This window comes from Microbacterium proteolyticum (genome assembly GCF_029639405.1).
Classification (GTDB): Bacteria; Actinomycetota; Actinomycetes; order Actinomycetales; family Microbacteriaceae; genus Microbacterium.
The window spans coordinates 1625776-1650046 of record NZ_CP121274.1; the positions used below are offsets into that span (position 1 = coordinate 1625776).

At 72.4% G+C, this 24271-nt stretch carries 24 protein-coding genes; 10 read left to right on the forward strand and 14 right to left on the reverse strand.

What is annotated here, in order from left to right; genetic code table 11:
- Positions 1-4 precede the first annotated feature (4 nt).
- Positions 5-832, reverse strand: coding sequence for a tryptophan-rich sensory protein (locus P8R59_RS08360; RefSeq protein ID WP_278103557.1), 828 nt, complete (start codon positions 830-832; stop codon positions 5-7).
- Positions 833-915: 83 nt separating this feature from the next.
- A complete protein-coding gene (locus tag P8R59_RS08365) occupies positions 916-1638 on the reverse strand; it encodes a glutamine amidotransferase-related protein (RefSeq protein WP_278103558.1) in 723 nt (240 codons plus the stop codon).
- A gap of 64 nt (positions 1639-1702) precedes the next feature.
- On the opposite strand from P8R59_RS08365, the gene P8R59_RS08370 reads away from it, so the two are divergent.
- Positions 1703-2020, forward strand: coding sequence for a hypothetical protein (locus P8R59_RS08370; RefSeq protein ID WP_278103559.1), 318 nt, complete (start codon positions 1703-1705; stop codon positions 2018-2020).
- 20 nt (positions 2021-2040) lie between these two features.
- On the opposite strand, the gene P8R59_RS08375 is transcribed toward P8R59_RS08370, so the two are convergent.
- Positions 2041-2796 carry a LysR substrate-binding domain-containing protein gene (locus P8R59_RS08375; protein ID WP_278103560.1) on the reverse strand — a complete coding sequence of 252 codons (756 nt, stop codon included), beginning with the start codon at positions 2794-2796 and terminating at the stop codon, positions 2041-2043.
- 22 nt (positions 2797-2818) lie between these two features.
- Between P8R59_RS08375 and P8R59_RS08380 the strand changes: the two genes are divergently transcribed.
- Entirely contained in the window at positions 2819-3208 is a 390-nt protein-coding gene (locus P8R59_RS08380; protein ID WP_077050738.1) for a DUF1304 domain-containing protein, read from the forward strand.
- Between the two features lie 189 nt (positions 3209-3397).
- On the opposite strand, the gene P8R59_RS08385 is transcribed toward P8R59_RS08380, so the two are convergent.
- Positions 3398-3805 carry a transferase gene (locus tag P8R59_RS08385; protein ID WP_278103561.1) on the reverse strand — a complete coding sequence of 136 codons (408 nt, stop codon included), beginning with the start codon at positions 3803-3805 and terminating at the stop codon, positions 3398-3400.
- 246 nt (positions 3806-4051) lie between these two features.
- Here P8R59_RS08385 and P8R59_RS08390 point away from each other — a divergent pair, with 246 nt between their 5' ends.
- On the forward strand, positions 4052-4507 hold the full coding sequence (locus tag P8R59_RS08390) for a hypothetical protein (protein WP_278103562.1): 456 nt from the start codon (positions 4052-4054) through the stop codon (positions 4505-4507).
- Between the two features lies 1 nt (position 4508).
- Here P8R59_RS08390 and P8R59_RS08395 read toward each other — a convergent pair whose 3' ends face one another.
- From P8R59_RS08395 to P8R59_RS08410, 4 genes are all read right to left on the reverse strand, one after another.
- A complete protein-coding gene (locus P8R59_RS08395; RefSeq protein ID WP_278103563.1) occupies positions 4509-5285 on the reverse strand; it encodes a DNA-formamidopyrimidine glycosylase family protein in 777 nt (258 codons plus the stop codon).
- Positions 5278-9930 (reverse strand): ATP-dependent helicase, encoded by a 4653-nt coding sequence (locus P8R59_RS08400; protein ID WP_278103564.1) that lies wholly within the window; start codon positions 9928-9930, stop codon positions 5278-5280. Before P8R59_RS08400 ends, P8R59_RS08395 begins: the two co-directional genes overlap by 8 nt.
- Before the next feature lie 103 nt (positions 9931-10033).
- Entirely contained in the window at positions 10034-11629 is a 1596-nt protein-coding gene (locus P8R59_RS08405; protein WP_278103565.1) for an ABC-F family ATP-binding cassette domain-containing protein, read from the reverse strand.
- A gap of 188 nt (positions 11630-11817) precedes the next feature.
- Entirely contained in the window at positions 11818-12486 is a 669-nt protein-coding gene (locus tag P8R59_RS08410; protein WP_278103566.1) for an alpha/beta hydrolase, read from the reverse strand.
- A gap of 235 nt (positions 12487-12721) precedes the next feature.
- On the opposite strand from P8R59_RS08410, the gene P8R59_RS08415 reads away from it, so the two are divergent.
- Both P8R59_RS08415 and P8R59_RS08420 read left to right on the forward strand, forming a co-directional pair.
- Complete coding sequence (locus P8R59_RS08415; RefSeq protein WP_278103567.1) at positions 12722-13342, forward strand: NUDIX hydrolase family protein; 621 nt, start codon at positions 12722-12724, stop codon at positions 13340-13342.
- A 22-nt stretch (positions 13343-13364) separates the two neighbouring features.
- Positions 13365-14201 carry an AlbA family DNA-binding domain-containing protein gene (locus tag P8R59_RS08420; RefSeq protein ID WP_278103568.1) on the forward strand — a complete coding sequence of 279 codons (837 nt, stop codon included), beginning with the start codon at positions 13365-13367 and terminating at the stop codon, positions 14199-14201.
- Positions 14202-14388: 187 nt separating this feature from the next.
- Here P8R59_RS08420 and P8R59_RS08425 read toward each other — a convergent pair whose 3' ends face one another.
- Positions 14389-15456: a threonine aldolase family protein gene (locus P8R59_RS08425; protein ID WP_278103569.1), complete on the reverse strand. Its 1068-nt coding sequence runs from the start codon at positions 15454-15456 to the stop codon at positions 14389-14391.
- A 79-nt stretch (positions 15457-15535) separates the two neighbouring features.
- Between P8R59_RS08425 and P8R59_RS08430 the strand changes: the two genes are divergently transcribed.
- Positions 15536-17026, forward strand: coding sequence for an MFS transporter (locus P8R59_RS08430; RefSeq protein ID WP_278103570.1), 1491 nt, complete (start codon positions 15536-15538; stop codon positions 17024-17026).
- A gap of 17 nt (positions 17027-17043) precedes the next feature.
- On the opposite strand, the gene P8R59_RS08435 is transcribed toward P8R59_RS08430, so the two are convergent.
- Positions 17044-17721 carry an SDR family NAD(P)-dependent oxidoreductase gene (locus tag P8R59_RS08435; RefSeq protein ID WP_278103571.1) on the reverse strand — a complete coding sequence of 226 codons (678 nt, stop codon included), beginning with the start codon at positions 17719-17721 and terminating at the stop codon, positions 17044-17046.
- A 126-nt stretch (positions 17722-17847) separates the two neighbouring features.
- Positions 17848-19254, reverse strand: coding sequence for a DUF6421 family protein (locus P8R59_RS08440; RefSeq protein WP_278103572.1), 1407 nt, complete (start codon positions 19252-19254; stop codon positions 17848-17850).
- Between the two features lie 109 nt (positions 19255-19363).
- Here P8R59_RS08440 and P8R59_RS08445 point away from each other — a divergent pair, with 109 nt between their 5' ends.
- The 3 genes from P8R59_RS08445 to P8R59_RS08455 all read left to right on the forward strand — a co-directional run bounded on the left by P8R59_RS08445 (position 19364) and on the right by P8R59_RS08455 (position 21908).
- Entirely contained in the window at positions 19364-19852 is a 489-nt protein-coding gene (locus P8R59_RS08445; protein WP_278103573.1) for an Lrp/AsnC family transcriptional regulator, read from the forward strand.
- Positions 19853-20085: 233 nt separating this feature from the next.
- Entirely contained in the window at positions 20086-21261 is a 1176-nt protein-coding gene (locus tag P8R59_RS08450) for a sensor histidine kinase (RefSeq protein ID WP_278103574.1), read from the forward strand.
- Positions 21258-21908 carry a response regulator gene (locus P8R59_RS08455; protein ID WP_278103575.1) on the forward strand — a complete coding sequence of 217 codons (651 nt, stop codon included), beginning with the start codon at positions 21258-21260 and terminating at the stop codon, positions 21906-21908. Before P8R59_RS08450 ends, P8R59_RS08455 begins: the two co-directional genes overlap by 4 nt.
- A 7-nt stretch (positions 21909-21915) precedes the next feature.
- Here the strand turns inward: P8R59_RS08455 and P8R59_RS08460 are convergent, their stop codons facing one another.
- Positions 21916-22416: a hypothetical protein gene (locus P8R59_RS08460; RefSeq protein ID WP_278103576.1), complete on the reverse strand. Its 501-nt coding sequence runs from the start codon at positions 22414-22416 to the stop codon at positions 21916-21918.
- Between the two features lie 84 nt (positions 22417-22500).
- Between P8R59_RS08460 and P8R59_RS08465 the strand changes: the two genes are divergently transcribed.
- Complete coding sequence (locus P8R59_RS08465; protein WP_278103577.1) at positions 22501-23118, forward strand: 2-phosphosulfolactate phosphatase; 618 nt, start codon at positions 22501-22503, stop codon at positions 23116-23118.
- Positions 23119-23136: 18 nt separating this feature from the next.
- Here the strand turns inward: P8R59_RS08465 and P8R59_RS08470 are convergent, their stop codons facing one another.
- Both P8R59_RS08470 and P8R59_RS08475 read right to left on the reverse strand, forming a co-directional pair.
- Positions 23137-23625 carry a SprT-like domain-containing protein gene (locus P8R59_RS08470; RefSeq protein ID WP_077050721.1) on the reverse strand — a complete coding sequence of 163 codons (489 nt, stop codon included), beginning with the start codon at positions 23623-23625 and terminating at the stop codon, positions 23137-23139.
- A 29-nt stretch (positions 23626-23654) separates the two neighbouring features.
- Entirely contained in the window at positions 23655-24182 is a 528-nt protein-coding gene (locus tag P8R59_RS08475; RefSeq protein ID WP_077050720.1) for a hypothetical protein, read from the reverse strand.
- Positions 24183-24271 lie beyond the last annotated feature (89 nt).

Consider the following 24271-nt stretch of genomic DNA (forward strand, 5'->3'; position numbering starts at 1 on the left):
CGGGTCAGTCGATCGAGGGACGGATCAGGCGCAGCCCCGAGACGACGGCCGGCGGCAGCAGGACGACGAGGGCGACGAGGATCGCGGTGATCGCGATGGGGGCGTTCGTCGGCGATCCGGTGAGGCGCTCCACGGCGAGCCACGACAGCCCCCACGCGAGGGCGAGCGCCGGAGCCACACGCCAGCCGCTCCGCCAGGCGATCGCCAGGCCGATGATCGCGACGACGACCAGGACGGTGACCCCGATCGCGCTCGCCGCGTCCTCCCACGTCGGCGGCACGACGGTGGTCAGCCAGGCCGCGGTGTTGGCGACGGTCGCCAGGGTGACCCAGCCGAGGTGCAGCCCCGTGACCCCGTCGATCAGCACGGAGTCGACGACGCCGCCGCGCGGGTCGCGCGTGACGACCGCGGTCCGGAAGGCCCAGCCCAGTGCCGCGAGCAGCAGCACGATCACCACGACGGTAAGGAACAGCGTGCCGAAGCGCGCGGCGACGAGCCACAGCCCGTTCAGCACCATGGTCACGGCGATCGGCCAGCCCATCGCCCGCTGACGCTCCGAGGCGCGCTGGCGGGGGAGCGCCTGCCAGATCGCGTACGCGATGAGGCCGAGGTAGATCACGGACCAGATCGAGAAGGCGGGTCCCGCCGGAGCGAGGTAGGACCCGTCCGTGTCGAGCGCACCGCCCTGCTGGTCTTCGACGGCGGTGTTGCCGAAGGCTCCCGCCCCGATCACCGCGGCGATCAGCATGAACGACACCGCGGAAAGGAGGACGATCTGGCGTACCAGGTCGGATCCGTGCGGGGTGGTGGTGACGTGATCTCTCGCGTTCATGGATAGAACACTAGATAAGCTAGCCAGTTCCGCGCTCCGGCTTGACAGCGGTCGGCGCCGTCGTCCGCGCGTCGCGGGCGGGGTCAGACCGCGAGGGCGGCGAAGGTGCGCAGCAGCAGGGTCGGCTGCTCGACCGAGGCGGTGCGGACGTGCGCGGCCACCTCGTCGAAGGCGTCCGCGTCGAAGTAGCCCGCCGCGCGGTACACGGCCATGCGTGCGACGAACGCGTCCGCCGTGGGTTCGGGGTGGAACTGCGTCGCCCACAGGCTCGTGCCCGCCCGGTACGCCTGCACGGGGCAGTCGTCGTTGCGGGCCAGCAGGGTCGCCCCCGGAGGGACCTCGGCGGTTCCCTCCTTGTGAGCGGTGAGCGCCTCGAAACGGGGGTTCAGGATACCGAACAGCTCGTCGCCCGCCCCCTCCTCGGTCAGCTCGATCTCGGCGGGGCCGGTGCCCTCGGGGTGATCGAGGGTCACCACGCCACCGAGCAGCCGCGTGACGACCCCGATCCCGAAGCAGGTGAACAGGGTCCGCGTCCGCCCGGTGAGCCCCGCGGATGCCAGCTCCTCGAGGTCGCGTTCGAGGCGGAGCTGTTCGTCGGTCTTGTCCGTGTCCGTGATGTTGAAGGGACTGCCGCCGACCACGACCCCGGCGTAGCGCTCGAGGTCGGGCGGAAGCGGTGTGCGGACGAGATCGTGGTGCACCAGGTCGCCGTCCGCGACGCCGAGCCCGTCGCGGAAGGACGCCCATTCGGCGACGGCCGCCTCGCGCTGCGGACGCGCGCAGACGTAGAGGAGTCGACCGGTCACCCAGGGATTCTATGCGTGTCGCGCGCACGACCCCCGGGGCGTGACTCGCCGCGACAATGGGGGTATGACCACCGCGACCCTTCTCGTGACCGATGTAGAGAACCTCGGCGAGGTCGTGGCCCTGCTGCGCGCGGCCGCCGCCGAGCTCGACTGCGGGCTCACCGTCCGCACGCTCGCCGGGGACGAGGTCGACGAAGCCGAGGCGGCCGCGGCCGCGCATCGTGATCGTGAGCGCAAGCGACTGCCGATCCCGGTGAAGGTCGACCTGCACGCGCTGTCGGACGGACCGGTGGATGCCGAGGCGGTCCTGCGCGGCGCGCGGGCGAGGGGGCTGCGGGGCGGAGCGACCGTCGACGAGGTACGGCGCACGACGAAGCGCTGAGAGGCGGTCGGGGCCGTGCCTCAGCGCGAGGAGCGGGCGGTGCGGCCGCGCACGATGCCGACGAACGTCTCCACGTCGTCGGTCGTCGCGTCCCGCCGCCACGCGAGGGCGACCGTCGAGACCGGGCCGTCCGCGAGGACGCGGTACTCCACGTCCCGGCGCTGGTGGGCGCGGGCCAGCGACATCGGCACGATCACGACGCCGACCCCGGCGGCCACCGTCGCGATCGCCTCCGCGGTGTCGGTGGGAGGCGCGAACGCCGGGGGCGCGGCATCCGGGATCCGGGCCCCGAGGACGTCGTCGGCGGGGACGATCAGGATCTCGCCGGCGAGATCGTCGGCCGTGATCTCCTCGTCCGCGGCGGTCAGCGGCGACTCGGTCGACATCACGACGACCGGGAGCTCGTCGTACAGGGGGATGACGTGCAGGTCGTCGGCGCCGTCGATCGGGAGGCGCACGAGAGCGGCATCCACGTCGTCGAGAGCGGCGCGCTGGCCGGATACGGAGATCTCGCTCAGCTCCAGCGGTACGTGCGGCACCCGGTCGCGCCAGAGCCCGATCCACTTGCCCGGTGTCGCGCCCGGAACCGCGCCGAGGGTGAATGTGCGGGCGAGGTCGGCGGTCGGCGGCGACGACGGGCGAGGCGCGCGGGCCGCGGCGTTCTTTCGCGCCGGGGCGGGCTTACGCGCCGGCGCGGGCTTGCGCGCCGACGCCCCGGACCGCGGGCGTCCCGCGCCCCCGCGCGCACCCCGTGATCCGCTTCCGCTCTTGGCCATACCCCCAGGCTAACGTGGGCACATGCTCGGCATCCTGGCGCTCGTCTTCGCGGGGCTCGCGGCCCTCCTCCACGTCTACATCTTCGTTCTCGAGAGCGTCCGCTGGTCGCACCCGAGCGTGTGGCGGATCTTCGGCCTGACGTCACAGGAGGCGGCCGACACGACCAAGCCCCTGGCGTACAACCAGGGCTTCTACAACCTCTTCCTGGCGATCGGCGCGGCCCTCGGTGTCGTGCTCTGGGCCGTGAACGGAGTCGGTGACGTCGCCGGTCGGACGCTGCTGCTGTTCTCGCTCGGCTCCATGGTCGCCGCGGCGCTCGTGCTCGTCACGTCCGGCCGCAAATACCTGCGCCCGGCCACGGTCCAGGGAACGCTCCCGCTGATCGGATTCGTGCTGACGTTGCTCGCGTGAGTTTCTCGACGTCGAGGCAATTCGCCTGGGGAATCTCGACGTCGAGAAAATCGCGAGCTTTCGAATTCTTCAACGTCGAAACGAATTGGCGCTGTTTTCTCTCGACGTCGAAGCACATTTCATCCCGCGAAGACGAAACCCGCACGTTCCGAAGAACGTGCGGGTGATGGATGCCGAGAGGCGTGAGCCTCAGGCCGCCAGACGAAGACCTCGTCGATCGGTGGCGACGGCTTCGCCGTCGTTGATGATCTCGTCGTCGCCGATGAGCGAGCCGACCGCCACGCGGGCGTTCGATCCCACCTGCGTACGGACGCCGATGTGCGCGCCCGCGCCGATCACCGCTCCCGCGCAGATGTGCGCGTGCGGTTCGATGCGTGCCTCCGGCCCGATCACGGCATCCGACTCGATCCACGCGCCTCTACCGACACGGACACCCGCCGCGATCTGCACTCCGGGCTCGACGTACGCGCCGTTCTCCACCAGTGCCGACGGGTGGACCTTCGCGCCGTGCGCGACGAGTCCACGACCGTTGACGTGCTTGCGGTAGCGCAGCGTCTCGCCGTGGTCGTTCTCGATGTCGATGTAGTTCTTTCCCACGATCCCCTCCGACCGGCCCTTCGGGTGAGCCGACTTATGTGACAACCGATGCGGGTTCACTCTCATTCCCGTGCATGGTTGTTCGGCGCGGACGCCCGAGCGGATTCCCGCCGGACCACGGATTTTCCGTTGCGCCGGTTTGTCTTCCACCGTTGTCGCATGCCCGGCTCCACAGCAACGGCGGGTTGACAGCGGCGAGGAATCCGCTCTCTGTTCCCGCCGTGGATCGGTCGATACGGTGAGGGCATGCCGTGGCGAATATATGGACCCGCTCTGATCGCGGCCCTGCCCCTCGGGGCCGGGATGGGCGCGCTTCTCGGGTCCACTCTCACGTGGACCGGTTGGGGCTCTCTCGGTGCGTTCGTCGTCAGCGGAGCGGTCTTCGGTGGGGCGAGTGCGATGCTCGGCGCCGCCGGTGCGATCGTCGGTGTCTCCCGCGCGGTGCGACGAGGTCAGCACGCTGTGATTCCCGCGGCCGTCGCGGGGACGGCGGTGGGGGTGGCATCCCTGTGGATCCTCCTGCTCGCATATGTGGCGATCATCGCGGGGGCGTCCGTGCTTCTGGTGCTGGTGCCCGCCGTCCTCCTGGGCGCACTGGCATCGGCCGTGGCGGCTGCGGTGTGCGCGGCTCTCATGGCCGGATGCCGCGCCCTGGATCATCGACGCAATCCGCCGCCGCTCCTGCCCGGGGCCGCGGGGTGAATCAGTCCGGTTGGCAGGTGGGGCACCAGAAGACGTTGCGTTCGCTCGTCGCCGACGCGCCCAGGGTGGTCGCACGGATGGGAGTGCCGCACCGTCGGCACGGTGCTCCGTCGCGCCCGTAGACCCACATGCGCCGGCCGGGGCGATTGTCGCCGGTGAAGGTGCGTTCGGCCCGCGGGAGGTTGGCGTGGATCATGCGATGGCCGAGCGCGATCGTGGCCGCCACGTCGATCTCGTTCGCCGGGGTGGTCGGGGCGATGCCGCGGACGAACAGCAGTTCGTTCGCGTAGACGTTGCCGAAGCCGGCCACGTTCCGCTGGTCGAGGAGAGCGACGTGCGCGGCGCGCGTGTCAGACGAGACCCGACGCACGGCCTCGGCCGCGTTCCAGTCGGGACCGAGCAGGTCGGGACCCAGGTGCCCGACGACTCGGTCTTCGTCGGCGGTCGGCAGCACCTCGACCATCGCGAGGTCGAACCCGACGGTGTCGGCACCCGTGACCCCGACGATCGCCCGCGCTTTGAACGCCGGACGGCGCCACCGCTCGCCCGGGCGGTACACGTCCCACCGGCCCTCCATCTTGAGGTGCGAGTGGAGGGTGTAGGCGCCGATGCGTTCGAGCAGGTGCTTCCCGCGCGCGACCACCTCGTGCACCGTCTCGCCGCGGAGGTCGGCGGTGGCGCTTCCCGGAACGCGGATGTCGAACCTCGTCACCTCGCGGCCGGCGAGCGCGGCGGAGAGCTTCGCGGCCGCGCGGTGGACGGTGTCGCCCTCAGGCACGGGCGGCCTCGCGGAGCGTGTCACCGGCGGTCTGGCGCCGCAGCGTGAGCCCGCGCGGCGACTCGACGAACCCGGCCTCGCGGAGGGCCCGGCCGACGGCCGTGCCGTACACGAACTCGCCGTTGACCTGCTCGACCGTCAGGGCGTCGAGTCGGCGGCGACGCGAGGTCTCGGCCATGTCGCGCGCGGCCGCCTGCAACCGCGCCTCGTCGTCGGTGAACGCCAGCGCGCTGCGCCCGCCCCGCTCGAGGTACAGCGTCAGCTCGCCGTCGACGAGCACGACCAGACCGCCCGCCTTGCGTCCCGGGCGGTGGGTCACCCCCTCCAGCGCGGGCCAGCCGAGCGCCGCCCCATAGGGGTTGGCGGGGTCGGTCGCGGCGAGGGTGACGGTCCGCAGCGGCGGCGGGTCGGCGACCGCGGCGAACTCGCGGAGCCTGTCGACGGTGGCCGAGGCCGCGAACTGGGCGGCACCGAGCTTCTCGATCACGTACCCGCGGCGGCAGTGCCCCGCCTCCTCGAAGCCGGCGAGGATGCGGTACACCTGAGCGAAGCCGCCCGGCACACCCTCCGACTGCACGGCGCCGCGCGTCACGACGCCGTACCGGTCGAGCAGCAGGCTCGCCGTCGCGGTCGCGCGGGCAGCGGCATCCGGTTCACGGTCCGGGAGGAGCGACCAGCGTCCGCCGAGCGACGGCGGCCGGGGTGCCGAGGTCGGGCGCGGCAGGGCCGCTCCGCGGTACATGCGGGCGCGGGGCGCGCGACGGGCGACGCGGTGGGCCTGTCCGCCGCCGCCGAGGAGCGCGCGCACGGGAGCGAAAGTGTCGTTGGTGACCCGACCGGCCCAGGTGAGGGCCCACAGCGCGTCGTTGACGGACTGCTCGTTCTCGGCGCCGACCAGCTGCTTCAGCTGTGCGGCGAAATAGGCGCCGCCGCCCTCGAGCGCGGTGAGCAGGCGGGCCTCGAGCGAATCGGGCGCGGGATCTTCGGGGTCGTCCGGATCTTGCAGCGTGAAGGGTGCCGCCTCGGCGGGGTGCAGGGCGATCCACCCGTCCCGCCCGGGCAGGGTGCCGTGCCCCGACCACACGACCTCGCCCGTCGCGGTCAGCTCGTCGAGCAGCGCGGGGGTGTAGTCGGCGACGCGCGAGGGCAGCACGAGCGACTCCCACGCGCTCGCCGGGATCGGGACGCCGGCGAGCTGCTCGATCACCGCGAGCACCCCGTCGACACCCTCGAGGGGCCGTGTGAGGTGCTGCCAGACGGGGAGGAACCGCGCGTACGCCGACGGGGGCACGGGCTCGACGCTGCCGCGGATCGCCGCGAGCGACCGCATGCGCAGGCGGCGGAGCACCTCGGCGTCGCACCACTCGGTGTCGTCGCCGCGGCCGGCGGCGGCCTCGGGCAGGAAGAATCCGCTCGACAGCCGCCCCTGCGACTCGAGACGCTGCAGCGTGAGACGCGCGACCGCGACACCGACGCCCAGCCGCTCGGCCACCGCGTCAGTCGTGAAGGGGCCGTGCGTGCGGGCGTAGCGGGCCACGAGGTCGCCGAGGGGATCGGCCACGGGTTCGAGGAAGGCGTTCGGGATGCCGACGGGCAGGGCCGCGCCGAGCGCATCGCGCAAGCGCCCGGCGTCCTCGATGCCGGCGACGCGGGAGACTCCCGCGATCGTCACGGGGATCGCGCGCCGTTCCTCGATGAGTGCCTGGAGATGCGCCGAAGCCTCCTCCGACGACTCCCCCTCGAGACGTGCGGCCACCTCCGCGGCATCCAGGGGGCCGAGAAGGCGCAGCAGGTCGGCGACGCCCTCGACGCCGCGCGCGCGGCGGTCCGGATCGAGGCGCTGGGCCTCGCGCTCGAACTGGGCGATGACCTCGGGGTCGAGGAGCTCGCGCATCTCGACCTTGCCGAGGAGCTCGCTCAGCAGCGCCGGGTCGACCGACAGCGCGGCCGCGCGGCGCTCGGCGAGGGGCGAGTCTCCCTCGTACATGAACGCGCCGACGTAGCCGAAGAGCAGGTCGCGCGCGTACGGGGAGGGCTGGCTGGTCGTCGTCTCGACCAGGCGGATCCGGCGTTCGCCGATCTGCCGCGCCACGCGGAGGAGCGCGGGGAGGTCGTAGACGTCCTGCAGGACCTCGCGCAGCGTCTCGAGGATGATCGGGAACGACGGATGCCGTCGGGCCACCTCGAGCAGCTGGGCCGAGCGCTGACGCTGCTGCCAGAGCGGCGACCGCCGGTTGGGGTTCAGCCGCGGGAGCAGCAGCGCGCGGGCGGCGCACTCGCGGAACCGGGAGGCGAAGAGCGCGGAGCCGCCGACCTCGTCGGTGACGATCTGCTCGAGCTCGTCGGGCTCGAAGACGAAGAGATCGGCCCCGGGCGGTTCGGCCGCGGCATCCGGAACCCGCGCGATGATGCCGTCGTCGCTCGCGACCGCGGCGCCCTCGACGCCCAGTCGCTCGCGGATGCGGGCGTTCACCGCCAGCGCCCACGGCGAGTGCACCTGCATGCCGTACGGCGAGTGCAGGATGATGCGCCAGTCGCCGACCTCGTCGCGGCTGCGCTCGACGGTGAGCGTGCGGTCGGTCGGGAGGGTGCCGGTCGCCTCGCGCTGCTCGGCGAGGTAGGAGAGGAGGTTGGAGATCGCGTTGTCGTCGAGCCCGGATTCACGCAGGCGCTCCTCGGCCTTGGCGCGGTCGGCTCCGGCGATGTCGCGCGAGAACTTGCCGAGCGCCTCGCCGAGCTCGGCGGGACGACCGAGGCCGTCGCCGTGCCAGAAGGGCAGCTTCCCGGGCTGCCCGAAGGCGGGGAGGACGTTCACCCGGTCGTGCGTGATCTCGACGATGCGCCAACTCGTCGTGCCGAGGGTGAAGACGTCGTTCACCCGCGACTCGTAGACCATCTCTTCGTCGAGCTCGCCGACGCGGGCGTTCTGCGACTCTCCGGCGACGAAGACGCCGAAGAGGCCGCGGTCGGGGATCGTGCCGCCGCTCGTGACCGCGACGCGCTGGGCTCCGGGGCGGCCGGTGAGGGTGCCCGCGTCGCGGTCCCAGACGAGCCGCGGGCGGAGCTCGGCGAACTCGTCGGACGGGTAGCGACCCGCGAGCAGATCGAGCGTCGCCTCGTACGCCGATCGGGGGAGCGAGCGGAACGGCGCGCTGCGCTTGACCGTCTCGAACCACTCCTCGACGTCGATCGACCCGAGAGCGCACGCCGCGACGGTCTGCTGCGCCAGGATGTCGAGCGGGTTCTGGGGGACGGCGATCGCCTCGATCTTGCCCGACAGCATGCGTTCGGTGACGACCGCGGTGTGCAGGACGTCGCTGCGGTGCTTGGGGAACAGCGCGGCGCGGCTCACCTCGCCGACCTGATGGCCCGCGCGACCGACGCGCTGCAGGCCGGATGCCGCACTCGGCGGCGCCTCGACCTGGATCACGAGGTCGACCGCGCCCATGTCGATACCGAGCTCGAGGCTGCTGGTCGCGACCACGCACCGCAGGGTGCCGGACTTCAACTCGTCTTCGACCTGGGCGCGCTGCTCCTTCGAGACCGAGCCGTGATGCGCCTTGGCGAGGATCGCGGCGACACCGGCCGAGGACCCGGCCTGCGCCATCATCGTGGCCGGGACCGTCGGCTCGGGAACGTCGATGCCCTGCCGCTCGGCGTAGATCTCGTTCAGACGCCCGGTCAGGCGCTCGGCGAGTCGGCGGGAGTTGGCGAAGACGATGGTCGAGCGGCGCTCGAGGATGCGATCGACGATCGCCTCCTCGACGTGCGGCCACACCGAGCCGGACACCTCGGTGCTCTCGGGCCGCTCGGAGAACCACTCGCCGTCGGTCGGGTCGTCGGGAGCGGGGCTGCCGGGCGGGGGCGGGGGATTGAGCATGTCGTCCACCGGCACGACGACCGACAGGTCGAAGGCCTTGGTCGCCCGCGGGGCCACGATGTCGACGGGCTGGGAACCGCCGAGGAAGCGGGCCACCTCGTCGATCGGGCGCACGGTCGCCGAGAGCCCGATGCGCTGCGCCGGGGCGTCGAGGAGCGCGTCGAGCCGTTCGAGGCTCACCGCGAGGTGCGCGCCGCGCTTGGTCGCGGCGACCGCGTGGACCTCGTCAATGATGACCGTGTGCACCCCGCGCAGAGTCTCGGCGGCCTGGCTCGTGAGCATGAGGTACAGCGACTCGGGGGTCGTGATGAGGATATCGGGCGGATCGGAGACGAGCTTGCGGCGATCGCTCGAGGTCGTGTCACCCGAGCGCACGCCCACCGTGACCGCCTGGACGTCGATCCCGAGCCGCCGCGCGGACTGCCCGATCCCGACGAGCGGCGAACGCAGGTTCCGCTCGACGTCGACGCCGAGGGCCTTCAGCGGCGAGATGTAGAGGATGCGGGTGCGCGTGGGCGTCTTCTTCGCGCCGCGGCGCGGGGGAGTGGCATCTGCGACCTCGGGCGCCTTCTCGCGGAAGACGCGGTCGATCGCGAACAGGAAGGCCGAGAGCGTCTTGCCCGATCCGGTGGGCGCGACGACCAGGGCGTTGCGACCGGATGCCACGGACTCCCACGCGCCCTTCTGAGCCGTGGTGGGCGCCGAGAACGCACCGCGGAACCAGTCCTGCGTCGCAGGACCGAACCTGTCGAGTACGTCGGCCATGCCGACATCCTCCCCCGGACCTCCGACATCGGGCCGGGGTTGACGTTCGCCGGTCGCGGAACGACGGTCCTCCGCGGGGTCGGGCGGCGGCGCCGCTTCGAGGTCACGGCGCGCGCTCGATCAGCCTCCCGTCGCTCAGCTCCAGCCGCAGGTCGAGCCCGAGGCGGGCGAGGAACGCGTCGTCGTGGCTGACCAGGAGCACCGCCCCGCGGTAGGCCTGGAGGGCCGACACCACCTGGTCGACCGTGTCGAGATCGAGGTTGTTGGTCGGCTCGTCGAGCACGAGGAGCTGCGGCGGCGGATCCGCCAGCAGCACGCGGGCGAGCGCGACGCGGAATCGCTCGCCGCCGGACAGCGAGCCGACGGGGCGGGTGACCGCGTCGCCGCGCACGAGGAAGCGGGCGAGCCGATCGCGGACCGCGGGGACGGGAACGCCCGGCGCCGCCGCGCAGACGGCGTCGAGGACGGATGCGGCGTCGTCGAGGCCGTCGAGCCGCTGGGGGAGATATCCGACGTGCTCCACGCTGGCCCGGGCACGGACCGCTCCCACCGCCGCCGCGCCGCGCACGACGCTGTCGAGCAACGTCGTCTTCCCCGCGCCGTTGCGCCCCACCAGGGCGACCCGCTCCCGGCCGGTGACGATCCATTCGCGTTCGCCATTACCCAGGGAGAGGACGCGTCGACCGGGCGCGTTTCCCGGATCGGGCAGGTCGATGCGCACCACGTCGTCGTCACGGACGCGGGCCGACGCCTCGTCCAGCGCCGCGCGCGCGGCATCCTCGTTCCCCCTCATCTCGGTGCTCAATCGGCCCGCGCTCACCTGCGCCGCGTTGGCCCGGCCTCCCGCGATGATCTTCGGAACCCGCTTCTCGACCTGCGCCTTGTGCGCGACGCGGGCGCGGGCGGCGAGCTTGTCGTTCGACTCGATGCGTTGTCGTCGCTCGCGTCGAAGACTCTGCGCGGCGTCGCGCTCGGCGCGCACGGCGGCCTCCTGTTCGGCGTCGCGGTGCGCCCTCCAGACGCTGTACGGACCGCCGACGACGCTCAGGCTGCGGCCGTAGAGCTCGGCGGTGGCATCCATCAGCTCGAGCAGGCCCACATCGTGACTCACCACGACGAGCGTGCCCGGCCAGGCGCGGAGGAGCTCTCCCACCCGCGCACGCGCCTCGCGGTCGAGGTCGTTGGTCGGTTCGTCGAGCAGCGTGATGTCGGCCGCGCGGGCGCGCAGGCCCACGAGCGCCGCCAGCATCGTCTCGCCGCCCGAGAGCTCGCCGACGGTCCGATCCAGCGCATCGGATGCCAAGCCCACCTCGGCGAGGAGGGTGTGGGCGCGCGCCTCGACGTCCCAGTCGTCGCCGACGGCGTCGAAATGATGGGGAGCCACATCGCCCGACTCGATCGCGCGAAGGGCGGTCAGCGCCGTCTCGACGCCGAGGAGCCAGGAGACCGGGCGGCGAGGATCGGCCGCCAGACGCTGGGGAAGCATCGCCACCTCACCGGATGCCGAGACCGTCCCGGACGAGGGGGTGAGACGGCCCGCCGCTACGCGGAGGAGCGTGGACTTGCCGGCGCCGTTACGGCCGACGAGACCGGTGCGGCCGGTGCCGATGGCGCCGGAGACGCCGTCGAGGGCGACGGCGCCGTCCGGCCAGACGACGCGGACGCGGTCGAAGACGAGAGAAGAGGAAAGGGAAGGCATGACGGGACTCCGGGGACGCGGGATGCGCGGACACCGGACCGTCCGCATCAGCGGAGGGCGGCCGAGAAAACGGCGGGTCGACGGGTCAGCGCGCGGACAGGGGCGCGGAAGCGTCGACGTTCTTCACCGGAGGAGACCTCGTTCTCGGGGACGGGGTTGTCCACGATAGCCGCTCGGTCTCCTTCTTCTCAACCCTCGGATGCCGCGGACCCCGCCGCCAGCCGCGCGTCGAGGAACGCGCGCACGTCGGCGAGCTCCTCCTCGGACACCGAGTGCGTCAGCCCCGGGTACACGCGGCCGGTCAACTCGCTGTGGGCGGGCAGCCACTGCGCCGTCATGTCGACGAGGGCGGGCGGGATGACGTCGTCGCGCGACCCGCGGCCCCAGAAGACCGGCGGTCGGCGCTCGGCCAGCACCGCGTCGCCGGGCAGCTCGCCGCCCGCGGCGTATCCGGCGAGCACCACCGCGAAGGACACGGCCTCCGGAGCGACCCGTAGGGTCTGGATCGCGACCGCGCCGCCCTGCGAGAAGCCGAGGAGTCCGACGGGACGGTCGCCGAGATGATCGGCGATCCACGCCAGGAGGGACTCGGCGGCGGCGGTGACGGCGACGGGATCGCGGCCGTTCAGCCCCTCGATCGGGTACCACGACGCCCCCGGCGTCGGCCACGGAGGCGTCAGGGGTGCGCGGACGCTCGCGACCGCGAAATCGTCCGGCAGGTAGGGCACGAGGCCGAACAGGTCGTGCTCGTCGGCCGCATAGCCGTGCAGCAGGAGCAGCACGGGGCGCTCGCCGATGTCGGCCGGTGGCACGGACCAGCGGACGACGGACGGGTCGAGGATCGGGCGCTCGCTCATGCGGCCATTGTGGCAAACGCCTCCGACACGGGCTCCGCCCGGCTCGTCCGAGGCGGCGCGGGGAGGGGATTCGGGGAGCGGAGGACGCGGAGGGCGCCGCGCGCCCTCCGCTCCCCGAAAGTCCTCCCTCGACCGCGGCCGCGAGGGCCCATCCGAGCGCGGCCGCGACCGCGCGCGGCGGCATGGTGTCGTCTCCCGCGTAGGCAACGCCGCGGACCGTTGATATACAGGGAGCATGCCTGTGCGCACACCCGACCCCGATCCCGGCGACAACGGCGACGAGCGCGAGCCGCTCTCGACGCCCTTCTCGGGTGCTCCCTCAGGCTCCGGTCCCAACACGAACCCGGCGTGGCTGAGCGAGGTCGAGCTCGCCGAGGCGCGGCGGCGACTGCCGATGCTGTACGTCGAGGCGCTGCCGGTGCGGACCGACGGCATGGGGGCGGTGACCCAGGTCGGCATCCTGCTGCGGGCCACCCCGCTCGGCGAGATGACGCGCACCCTGGTGTCCGGTCGCGTGCGCTACGGCGAGACGGTGCGCGACGCGCTGTTCCGTCACGTCGAGAACGACCTGGGCCCGATGGCCTTCCCCCTCCTTCCGCCGCAGCCGGCGCCCTTCACGGTCGCCGAGTACTTCCCGCTCCCCGGCATGAGCGCCTTCCACGACGACCGCCAGCACGCGGTGTCGCTGGCGTACGTCGTGCCCGTCACGGGAACGTGCGAACCGCGGCAGGACGCGCTCGAAGTCACGTGGCTCTCGCCCGAGGAGGCGGCATCCGAGGCCCTCTCCGCCGAGATGGAGGGCGGGCGGGGCACCCTGATCCGGCTCGGTCTGGCGTCGGTGGGCGCGCTGCGCTGACCCTCGCGAGAACCGGATGCCGATGGACACCTCCCTCGTCGATCTCGCGATCGCGTTGCCCGTCGTGCTGGCGTTGGCTGCGCTCATCGCCCTCCTGCTGCGTCGCGTGTTCGGCCCGGCGCGGTCGCTGAGCATGCCGACCATGACGGTCATCGGCGTGCTGGGCGTGAGCGTCGGACTGCTGCTGTCGGCGTGGGTCGGCGGCGCCGCGCGCCTGTGGGTGCCCACGACGATCCTGTTCTCGGTCGGGGCGAGCCTCGGGCTCTCGGCGGTCGTCGCGGCGGTGGTCGCCGCGGCCCGGCGCGACGGGGGCGACATCGACGTCACGGCCGTGCTGCGGGCGGGCGAGTCCGACCGCGTGGAGTTCAAGGAGACCGCGCGCTGGAACGTCCGCGAGAACCGCAAGGACGCGCGTATGGAGATCGCGATCGCGAAATCCGTCGCGGCGTTCCTGAACTCGCGCGGCGGAACGCTGGTCATCGGTGCGGACGACACCGGCACGGCGATCGGACTCGACCGCGATCTCGCGACCCTGCGCACCGCCGACCACGACCGGTTCGAGCTCTGGCTGCGCGACATGCTCTCGACCGCCCTCGGCCGCAACGCCGCAGCTCAACCGCGGATCGTCTTCGCCGCTCCCGGGCCGGAGCTTCCCGCGGTGTGCGTCGTCGTGTGCCGTCCGGCACCCCGACCGGTGTTCCTCACGCAGCCCAAGGACGGCGGGTCGACCACCGACCTCTGGGTGCGCGTGGGGAACTCCAGCCGGGCGCTCGGCGTCGACGAGGCCGTCGAGTACGTGGCCCGGCACTGGCGGCCCTCGCCGTCGACGCTCGTGCTCGGCCGCCCGTCCGCGCGCTGAGCGGCCGCCGGCTCGCGCGCGTGGCATCCATCGGCTGACCCGAGTCCGGCTCGCCGTCTCGCCCCAAGAACAGGGGATGCCACGAGAACAGGGCCTTTCGGTGCGGAACGGCCTGTTCTCGAGGCCGCGGCCTGTTCTGGAGACGCCGCGCGGGCGTCCGCGCGCTACCCTCGGGGGCCCGCAGGTGTCAGCGCGCGGTCTCGCGCGCGATCGCGGCGACGAACGCGTCGATGTCGGACTCGGTGGTGTCGAACGAGCACATCCAGCGGACCTCGCGACGCGCCTCGTCCCAGTCGTAGAAGCGGAAGCTCTCGCGCAGGCGATCGGCGACGCCCTCGGGCAGGATCGCGAAGACGCCGTTCGCCTGCGTCGGCTGCGTGAACTCCACGCCCTGGATCGACCCGTCGGCGACCCCTGCCTCGACGCCGGCGCGCAGCCGCTGGGCCATGGCGTTGGAGTGCCGCGCGTTGCGCAGCCACAGGTCGTTCTCGAGGAGGGCGACCAGCTGGGCCGACACGAAGCGCATCTTGCTCGAGAGCTGCATGTCGAGCTTGCGCAGGTAGGTGAGCCCGGTGGATGCCGCGGGGTCGAGGACGACGATGGCCTCGCCGATCATCGCGCCGTTCTTCGTGCCGCCGAAGCTCAGGACGTCGACACCGGCGTCGCGGGTGAAGGCCCGCAGCGGCAGGTCGAGCGCCGCGGCGGCGTTCGAGATGCGGGCGCCGTCCATGTGCAGGCGCATGCCGCGAGCGTGCGCGTGGTCGGCGAGGGCTCGGATCTCGTCGGGCGTGTACAGGGTGCCGAGCTCGGTCGACTGTGTGATCGAGACGACGAGCGGCTGCGCGCGGTGTTCATCGCCCCAGCCCCAGGCTTCGCGGTCGACGAGCTCGGGCGTGAGCTTGCCGTCGTCGGTGGGGACGGTCAGGAGCTTGATGCCGCCGACGCGCTCGGGTGCACCGCCCTCGTCGACGTTGATGTGCGCGGTGGATGCCGAGATCACGGCGCCCCAGCGGGGGAGCATCGACTGCAGCCCGACGACGTTGGCTCCGGTGCCGTTGAAGACGGGGTAGGCCTCGACGCCGTCGCCGAGCAGCCCGGCGAAGAGTTCCTGCAGTCGCGCGGTGTAGACGTCCTCGCCGTAGGCGACCTGGTGGCCCTCGTTCGCCGAGGCGATGGCCGCCAGCACGTCGGGGTGGATGCCGGAGTAGTTGTCGGACGCGAAGCCGCGGACGGCGGTGTCATGCAGGGGGGTCACCCCTCCAGCGTAGTCATCGCGGATGCCGTCCACGCCGGGGCCCTGGCCGATGTCGGAGGGGGTGGCTAACGTGTGCCGCATGACCGAGACGCCCCCGCCCGCCCCCGCCGTCACGGCGCACGGCGCCGCGAGTCGTCGCGCCTTCCTCGGTGTTCTCGTGAACACGGCGGCGGCCAACGTCACCACGAGCTACCTCTGGTTCGCGCTGACCTTCTGGGTGTACCTCGAGACGCGGTCGGTGCTCGCGACGGGCATCATCGGCGGCGCGTACATGCTGCTGCTGGCGGTCTTCGCGATGCTCTTCGGCACGATCGTCGACCGGCACCGCAAGCACCGCGTCATGGTGGTGTCGGGCGTCGTCACGCTCGTGGCGTTCCTCATCGCGGGGGCGCTCTGGCTCGCCTTCCCCGAGCGTGCGCTGCTCGATCTCGGCGGCCCCTGGTTCTGGGTCTTCTCCGGGGTCGTGCTCGGCGGGGCCGTCATCGAGAACATGCGCAACATCGCGCTGTCGACGACGGTGACCCTTCTCATCCCCGAAGACCGTCGGGCCAACGCCAACGGTCTCGTCGGCACGGTGCAGGGGTTGTCGTTCGTGGTGACGAGCGTGTTCAGCGGTCTGTCGGTCGGGCAGCTGGGCATGGGATGGACGCTCGCAATCGCGATCGTCCTCACCCTGGCCGCCCTCGTGCACCTGCTCACGATCCGGATCCCCGAGGCGCGCCCCGAACCCGCTGGCGAGCGCGCCCCCGCGGTCGACGTCCGCGGCGCGGTCCGGGCCGTCCGGGCGTCTCCGGGTCTGTTCGCGCTCCTGATCTTCTCGACGTTCAACAACCTCATCGGCGGCGTCTACCTCTCCCTCATGGACCCGTACGGCCTCCAGCTCTTCACGGTCGAGGGCTGGGGTCTGGTCCTCGGCGTCACCGCCACCGGCTTCATCGTCGGCGGCGCGCTCGTGGCGAAGTTCGGGCTCGGGCGCAACCCGATCCGCACCATGCTCCTCATCGTGATCGCCATGGGCGTCCTGGGGGCGGCGTTCACGCTCCGCGACTGGTGGTGGCTGTACGTCGCCGGCATCTGGGTGTACATGGCGCTCATCCCCGCGGTCGAGGCCGCCGAGCAGACCGTGATCCAGAAGGTCGTCCCGTTCGAGACGCAGGGGCGCGTCTTCGGTTTCGCCGCCGCGTTCGAGTCGGCGTCGGCCCCGATCACCGCGTTCCTCATCGCCCCGATCGCCCAGTTCGTGATCATCCCCTACATGGATGCCGCCGAGGGCAAGGCGACCTGGGGATGGCTCCTCGGCGACGGCATCGGGCGGGGGATCGCACTCGTGTTCTTCTTCGCGGGGCTGGTGATGGTGGTCGTCGGCGCGGCGGCCTTCCTCACCCGCTCGTATCGCGTGCTGTCCCGGCAGTACCAGGCGATGCCGACCGACGACGCCTCCGGCGCGGACGATGCTCCCGGGCCGGAAGACGAGGCGTCGTCGCTCGCCGCGCGGGCGGGCGGGATTCCGGATGCCGCGGTGCCGGCGCCCCGCGACCGCCCCGCTGCGCCGGGCGGCGGAGACGGCTGAGCCCGCGATGCGCGGCCTCAGGCTCCCGCGAGCTCGATCGTGACGTCGTTGACGTCCTCCGCGGGGTCTCCCCACAGCCCGAGGAAGGCGAGGGCGAGGGCGTCCTCGAGTCCCGCGAGGCTCTTCACGCGGAACACCACGGCGGCCGCGGAAGGGTCCGCTCCGGCGTCCCGGGCGGCTTTGGTGAAGCCCTGGGCGACGGCCCGCGTCCACGCCTCGCTCGCGGCCTTCACCGCGGCGTAGTTCGCGCCGCCCGCGAGGGGCCGTGCGACCGAGGTCGACGACACGATCGCCAGGCGGCCGGCATCGGATGCGCGGAGGTCGTCGTCGAACGCGCGGGTGACGTTCCGCAGTGCCGTGAAGGACCGCAGCAGGAAGGCGAAGTCCTCGTCGCTCTGACCGGCCAGACCCCCGCCGCCCCGCCAGCCACCGACGAGGTGCAGGATGCCGTCGACCCCGCCGTGCGCGGCATGCACGCGGTCGCGGAGTGCCGCCACGGCATCCGGATCGGTGAGGTCGCACTGCTCGGTGACCACGCCGTCGATCTCGGCGGCGGCGGATGCCAGTCGCCCGGCGTCGGAGCCGACGACGACGGCCGTTGCCCCCGCCGCCCGCAGCGCGCCGGCGACGCTGCGGCCGGCCGCGCTCGTTCCGCCGGCGAGCAGCACCGTCCGGCCCTCGATACCCGTGTCCATGCCGTCTCCTCCGTGGATCGGTCCGGTCGACGCCGGCCGCGGCGACGAACCGTCGTGCGGACATCGTGTCGGACACCCCGCCTTCACCGCCACCCCCGCGGAGCGCGGGCCGGACCGGGCGTCCGCTCAGTCGCGCCCGGTGATGCCCTCGGTCGAGGCGATGACGGGGCGCATCTTCTTCTCCAGCGCCTCGAAGAACATCGACAGCGGGAACTCGTCGTCCAGCACCGCGTCGGTGTACCCCTTCGGGAGCCCGGCGAGCACGTCGTCCGACAGTCCGCGCGCCCACACCGAGGCGGGGTGCGGGGTGACGACCGACCGGACCAGGTCGTACGCGGCCAGCCAGTGCGCCGTCTTCGGGCGGTCGATCGAGCGCCAGTACAGCTCGTCGATCGCGTCGGCCAGGGCCACGACCGCCGCGGGCACCTCGTCCCAGTCGAACGCGAGAGACGTGTCGGTCCAGTGCAGCACGCGACGCTGGTGCAGCCACGCGAACAGGAGCTGGCCGCCGAGTCCGTCGTAGTTGCGCACGCGCGAGCCGGTGATGGCGAACCGGAAGATGCGGTCGAAGATCACCGCGTACTGCACGAGCTCGGCGTGCTCGAGCATCGCCTGCTCGGCGGCATCCAGGTCGTCCCGTGCCGACAGGCGCTTCTGGATCTCGACGCACTCGCGGAACGCGGTGAGGTCGCAGCGCAGCTCTTCGAGCGAATAGAGGAAGAACGGCATCCGCTGCTTGATCATGAACGGGTCGAACGGGAGGTCGCCCCGCATGTGCGTGCGGTCGTGGATGATGTCCCACATCACGAACGTCTGCTCGGTGAGCGACTGGTCGTCGAGCATGCGGGCGGCGGCGGCCGGCAGCTCGAGCTTGGTGATCTCGGCGGCCGCGCGGGTCACCCGGCGGTAGCGGGCGGCCTCACGGTCCTGGAAGATCGCGCCCCACGTGAACGTCGGTACCTCGCGCATCGCGATGGTCTCGGGGAAGAGCACCGCGGAGTTCGTGTCGTACCCGGGCGTGAAGTCGACCAGGCGCAGCGAGACGAACAGGCCGTTGGTGTACTCGGTCTCGAGCCGCGCGATGAACTCGGGCCAGATGACCTCGACGAGGACGGCTTCGACGTGCCGGTCGCGCGACCCGTTCTGCGTGTACATCGGGAACACGACGAGGTGGCGGATGCCGTCGACCCGGTGCTGCTGGGGCTGGAAGGCGACGAGGGAGTCGAGGAAGTCGGGCACCCCGAAGCCGGTGTCCTTCCACCGGTCGAAGTCCGCCACGGCGGCGCGCAGGTAGGCGTCGTCATGGGGGAAGAGCGGGGTCAGGGCGGCGATCGCGTCGACGATATCGGACACCAGGGCGGCGGCGCGGGGGTGGTCGGCGGCTTCGGGGATGGAGCCGTCCGAGGCCTGCAGGGTCTGCAATTCGACCGCTGCGTCCTTCAGCAGGGCCCACGCCGGAGTGCGCTCGACATCGGCTACACCGTGCCCGTCGAGCAGGTCGTGAGCGGAACGCGCGGGCGTTGCGAGGGACATGGTGGCCTCCGATCGGCAGTACGGGAAATATTCCTGTCAAAACGTCATGCTAACGGAAAACTTTCGTCGCTCGCGAGGGGAGGGGCGCGGCATCCGCTACTCTCGGCCCATGTCCGATGGTTCCGCTCGCCGTGTCCGGCTCGATGACACCGTCGACGCGGCCATCGTGCGGGAGATCTCCCTCGACGCGCGAGCGACGCTCGCGCACCTCTCCGAGAAGGTGGGCCTGTCGGTGTCGGCCGTGCAGTCGCGTCTGCGTCGGCTGGAGGCGCGGGGGGTCGTCCGCGGCTATCGCCCCGTGCTCGACGCGGAGGCCCTCGGTCGCCCGCTCGCCGCATTCGTCGAGATCACCCCGCTGGACCCCGCGCAACCCGACAACGCCCCCGACCTGCTCGCGCACCTGAGTGCCATCGAGGCATGCCACTCCGTCGCCGGCGACGCCGCGTACATGCTGTTCGTCCGTGTCCCCACGCCGCGCGACCTCGAGACGCTCATCCGCGACATCCGTGCGGCCGCTCAGGTCAACACCCGCACCACGATCGTGCTGCAGACCTTCTTCGAGGCGCGCCCCATCGAACCCGCCGACTTCCCCGCCTGACCCGGCGCGCGTGCGCTTGCGCCTGCGTCTGTCGCTGTTGAGTGTCCAAGACACGCTGATAGGGCTTGCCCGCGTCCGCGTGTCTTGGACACTCGACGTGAGGTCGGCGCCCCGGGGCGAGGGCTCCGAACGCCAGGAGGGGTTCGCGGATGCCGAGAGGCGTCTGCCGCACCGTGCGCGAATACATCTGCGGACGGATGCCACGGCGCCACGTGCCGCGTAGCGTGACAGGGATGCGCATCGCCCTGCGTCCCCTCCTCCGATACCAGCTGGTCGTCGACCTCGTCGCGGCCGGTCTCTTCGGGCTGCTCTCGTTCGTGATCGAGCTGGAGCCGGGTGACGTGGTCGGCAACCTGGGTGCGCTCGTGGTGGTGGTGCTCTTCTCGGCCGCCTTCGCCTTCCGCCGTCTGCAGCCGGGAGTGGCGCTGGCCCTCGCCTGGGTGGCGGCCGTCGTGCAGATGGCGTTGCTGCGCTCCCCGACCACCACGGACTTCGCCGTCTTCGTGGTCCTCTACGCCGTGGCCGCCTACGGCAGCCGCCGCGCGTACTGGGCGGGCTTCCTTTCGACGTTCGTGGGCGCAGCGACCGTGACCGGCTACCTGATCCTGCGGGGCGGGCAGGAGATCTTCCACCCCGAGAACGTGCTCGCCGTGCTCGCCGTGCTGCTGACGTCGGGCTTCGCGTTCCTGCTGAGCTGGGGGTCGGGCGCCCTCGTGCGCACCACGCGCCGCGCGGCCGAGAACGCGGCGGCGCAGCGTGCGGCCGAGGAGGCCACGATCGCCGAGCAGGAGCGCGTGCGCATCGCGCGCGACATGCACGACGTCGTCGCGCACTCGCTCGCGGTGGTGATAGCTCAGGCCGACGGGGCGCGCTACGCCGCCGGTCAGAACCCCGCCGCGGCCGCCGACGCGCTGGCCACGATCTCGTCCACCGCCCGTGCGGCCCTGTCCGACGTCCGGCTCCTCCTCCAGCAACTCCGGCACAGTCAGGCGGACGGTCCGCAGCCCACGCTCGCCGACATCGAGACCCTCGCCGCGCAGATGCGGGCGGCCGGCGTCGACCTCGAGACCACCGTCGACCCCGCTCCGCCCGCCGACCCGCCCGCCGCCGTCCAGCTCGCGCTCTACCGCATCCTCCAGGAGGCGCTCACCAACGCGCTCCGGCACGGAGCCGACCCGCGCGTGACGGTGCGCTTCGCGTGGCATCCGGACCGCGTCGAGATGACGGTGCGCAACCGCCGGGCCGTCGGCATCGCCGCGTCCGCGGGCGGGCACGGGATCATCGGCATGCGCGAGCGCGCGCAGCTCGCCGGGGGAACCCTGTCGGCGCAGCCCGAAGCGGACGCGTTCGTCGTCCGTGCGACGCTTCCGGTCGGCGCCCCCGCGCCGGGAAAGGAGTCGACCTCATGACCTCCCCGATCCGCCTCGTGCTCGTGGACGACCAGGCGCTGTTCCGCGCCGGCATCCGGATGGTGCTGGATTCGCAACCCGATCTCGAGGTCGTGGGCGAGGCGTCCGACGGCCGCGAGGGCATCGACGTCGTGCGGGCGACGCGTCCCGACATCGTGCTGATGGATGTCCGGATGCCGGTGATGGACGGGCTGGCCGCGACGACCGAGATCCTGCGCGACCCCGACGCCCCGCGGATCGTGGTGCTGACGACGTTCGATCTCGACGAGGCCGCAGCCCGGGCGATCCAGCACGGGGCGAGCGGTTTCCTGCTGAAGGACTCCGATCCGGAGTTCCTCCTCTCGGCGGTGCGCACGGTGCACGCCGGATCCGCGGTGATCGCCGCGCAGGCGACGCGCGACCTGTTCGCCCACATCGCCCAGGGCGGGGCGACCGATCCGGTGCCGTCGAGCTACGGGGCCCTCACCGACCGGGAGCGCGAGATCTTCGCCCTCGCCGCGGCGGGCTTGAGCAACGCCGAGATCGCCGCGCGCGAGTTCCTCTCGGAGGCGACGGTGAAGACGCACGTGAGCCGCATCCTCAGCAAGCTCGCGCTCCGCGACCGGGTGCAGCTCGTCGTGTTCGCCTACCGGCACGGGCTGGTCTGAGCGCGGCTCAGTCCTCGTGCAGCTCCGGGTCGTGCGCCCAGGTGGGGGCGAGCGCGCGGATGCGCGCCGCGCGCCACTGCCACATCGCCCACAGGCCGGGCCACAGGGCGGGCGCGGCGGCGCCGCCGATCGTGAGGCGCTCGCGCCACAGCGTCCGGTTCGGGTCGCCGGGCGCAGCCGAGACCGCCATCTGGTGGTCCCAGACGTCGAGCGCCGCGAGCGGACCCGTGAGGGGCACACCCCAGTCGCGGAACACGCGCACGCGGCCGTTGCCGTCGGAGGTCTCGCGGTCGGCGACCGAGATCAATTGGCGCCCCACGGGGAAGACGCCCGCCGCACGCATCTGCACCGGAACGTCGTCACCCGAGGCGAACGACGTCGGAGTCTCCTCGAGGGGCTCGACGTCGAGGAGGGGTCCGTACAGCTCCGCGACGGCGCGCGGGGAGTGTAGGGCCCGCCAGGCGGCATCCGGATCGCAGTCGATCTCGAACTTCAGCAGAATGCGCATGCTCGCATTGTGCCAACTCACCGCGAGGAACGCGGTCGGGTTGACGAGCCCGGCCACTCCCGACGCCCGTCGTAGGCTCGAGGGATGCCGAACACCCCCGCCGCCTTCTCGCAGGTCGACTACCAGGTGCGCCTGGAGTGGGGCGAGGCGGGGCTCGGACGCGTGGCTCCGGCGCACGTCGTCGTCGTGGTGCAGACGTTGGGACTGACCGCGCGGGCGCTCGCGGCCGCCGAGAGCGGGGAAGCCGCTCCCGCACAGGCCGACGCCGCCGACCGCATCGCGCTCGCCGCCGAGCGGGAGGGCGCGCACGTCGTGGCCGGGGGGATCCGCAACGCCGCCGCCGTCGCCGCGCACGTGCTCGAGGTGCAGCGCTCGCGCGGCGACCGCACGAGCATCGCGATCATCGCGGTCGGCGACGACGGCCAGTCGGGCCCGCGATTCGCCGTGGAGGATTCGCTGGGTGCCGGCGCCGTCGTGGCGGCGCTCGGCGACCTCGGGATCGACCATGCCTCGCCGGACGCGGCCGTCGCCGGCGAGGGTTTCCGGGCGCTCCGCGGGGCCGTGCGGCACCTGCTCACCGCCAGCGGCACCGGCCGGTTGCGCGCGGACGCGGGCGAGCGCGACCTCGTCCTCGCCGCGGCCGAGCGCGACGCGGCATCCGTGGTCCCCGTGCTGCGCGACGGGGCGTTCACCGCCGCCTGAAACGGTGCCGGACGCGGCTCAGCGCGGCGTGGCCGCGGCCAGCCGCGTCGCGGGGGTGATCTCGCGGTGCACCCACGTCAGCGCGAAGCGCGGGTCGAAATACGGTGCGCACTTGGCGCACGAGGTGGGACGCGTCGCCCGGCGGTGCCGGTAGGCGACGTGACCGGACGGGCACGTGCCCACCCACGGGGCCAGCTCGGTGGCCGTCTCGCCGGCGTGGGTCGTGCCGCCGACGTACCCGAGCTCGCGCGCCGCCCTCTTCCACACCGGACCGTGCCCGGCCGCGGCTCCCGCGAGCGCGTGGGCGACCTCGTGCAGGAGCGTCTGGTGGTTGGTGTCGTCGTCGTACCGTGCCGTGAGGTAGCGCGAGACGCTGATGCGGCGACGGCCGTAGTCGCAGAGGCCCGCGCGCCGCTTGGCGTTGTCGAAGGCGAACGACCACGACTCGTCGAGGTGCAGAGCGATCAGGGCCTCTGCCCACACGCGCACACGCTGCAGATCGGACATGAGGGGAATCGTAGAGAGGGGCTCCGACGTCAGCTCGCCACGACCGCGCGGGCCCGTCGCCGGTCGGCGGCGTCGATCGCCAGCAGCGTCGACTCGAGCTCGGCGTCGCCGGCTCCCGCGTTCTGGCGGAGGAACAGCGCGCGCTTGAAGTCGCGACGGGCCGATTCGAAGTCGCCCTCGTCGTAGTGGACTTTGCCGCGGTGCTGCAGGGCGAACGCGGCGATGCCGGACCACCCCTGCCCCTCGGCCTCTTCGGCGCACGCGGTGAGCTCCTGCTCGGCCGCGGCGAACGCGCCCCGGCACTGCTGGATCGTCGCGTGCAGGATGCGCGCGCGCAGCAGGTCGCGGCGGGTTCCGGCCATGCGCGCCACGCGCACCGACTGCTCGGACACCGTCAGCGCCTCGTCGAACCGATCGAGCACCTTCAGGAGCCAGGTGCGTTCGAGGAGGGCGGGGAGGCTGCGCTGCGAACCGATCTCCTCGAGTCGTTCCGCGCACTCGCGAGAGTCGGTGATCTCGCGCAATGTGTCGGGGTCGTACCCGTGGATGTAGCTCACCGTCGCTCCTCTCGAATGGCCGATGGTCTCCAGTCTGCGGTGCGTCGGCGGCCGGAGCCGCATCGCCACACCGTCCGGCCGCGAACAGG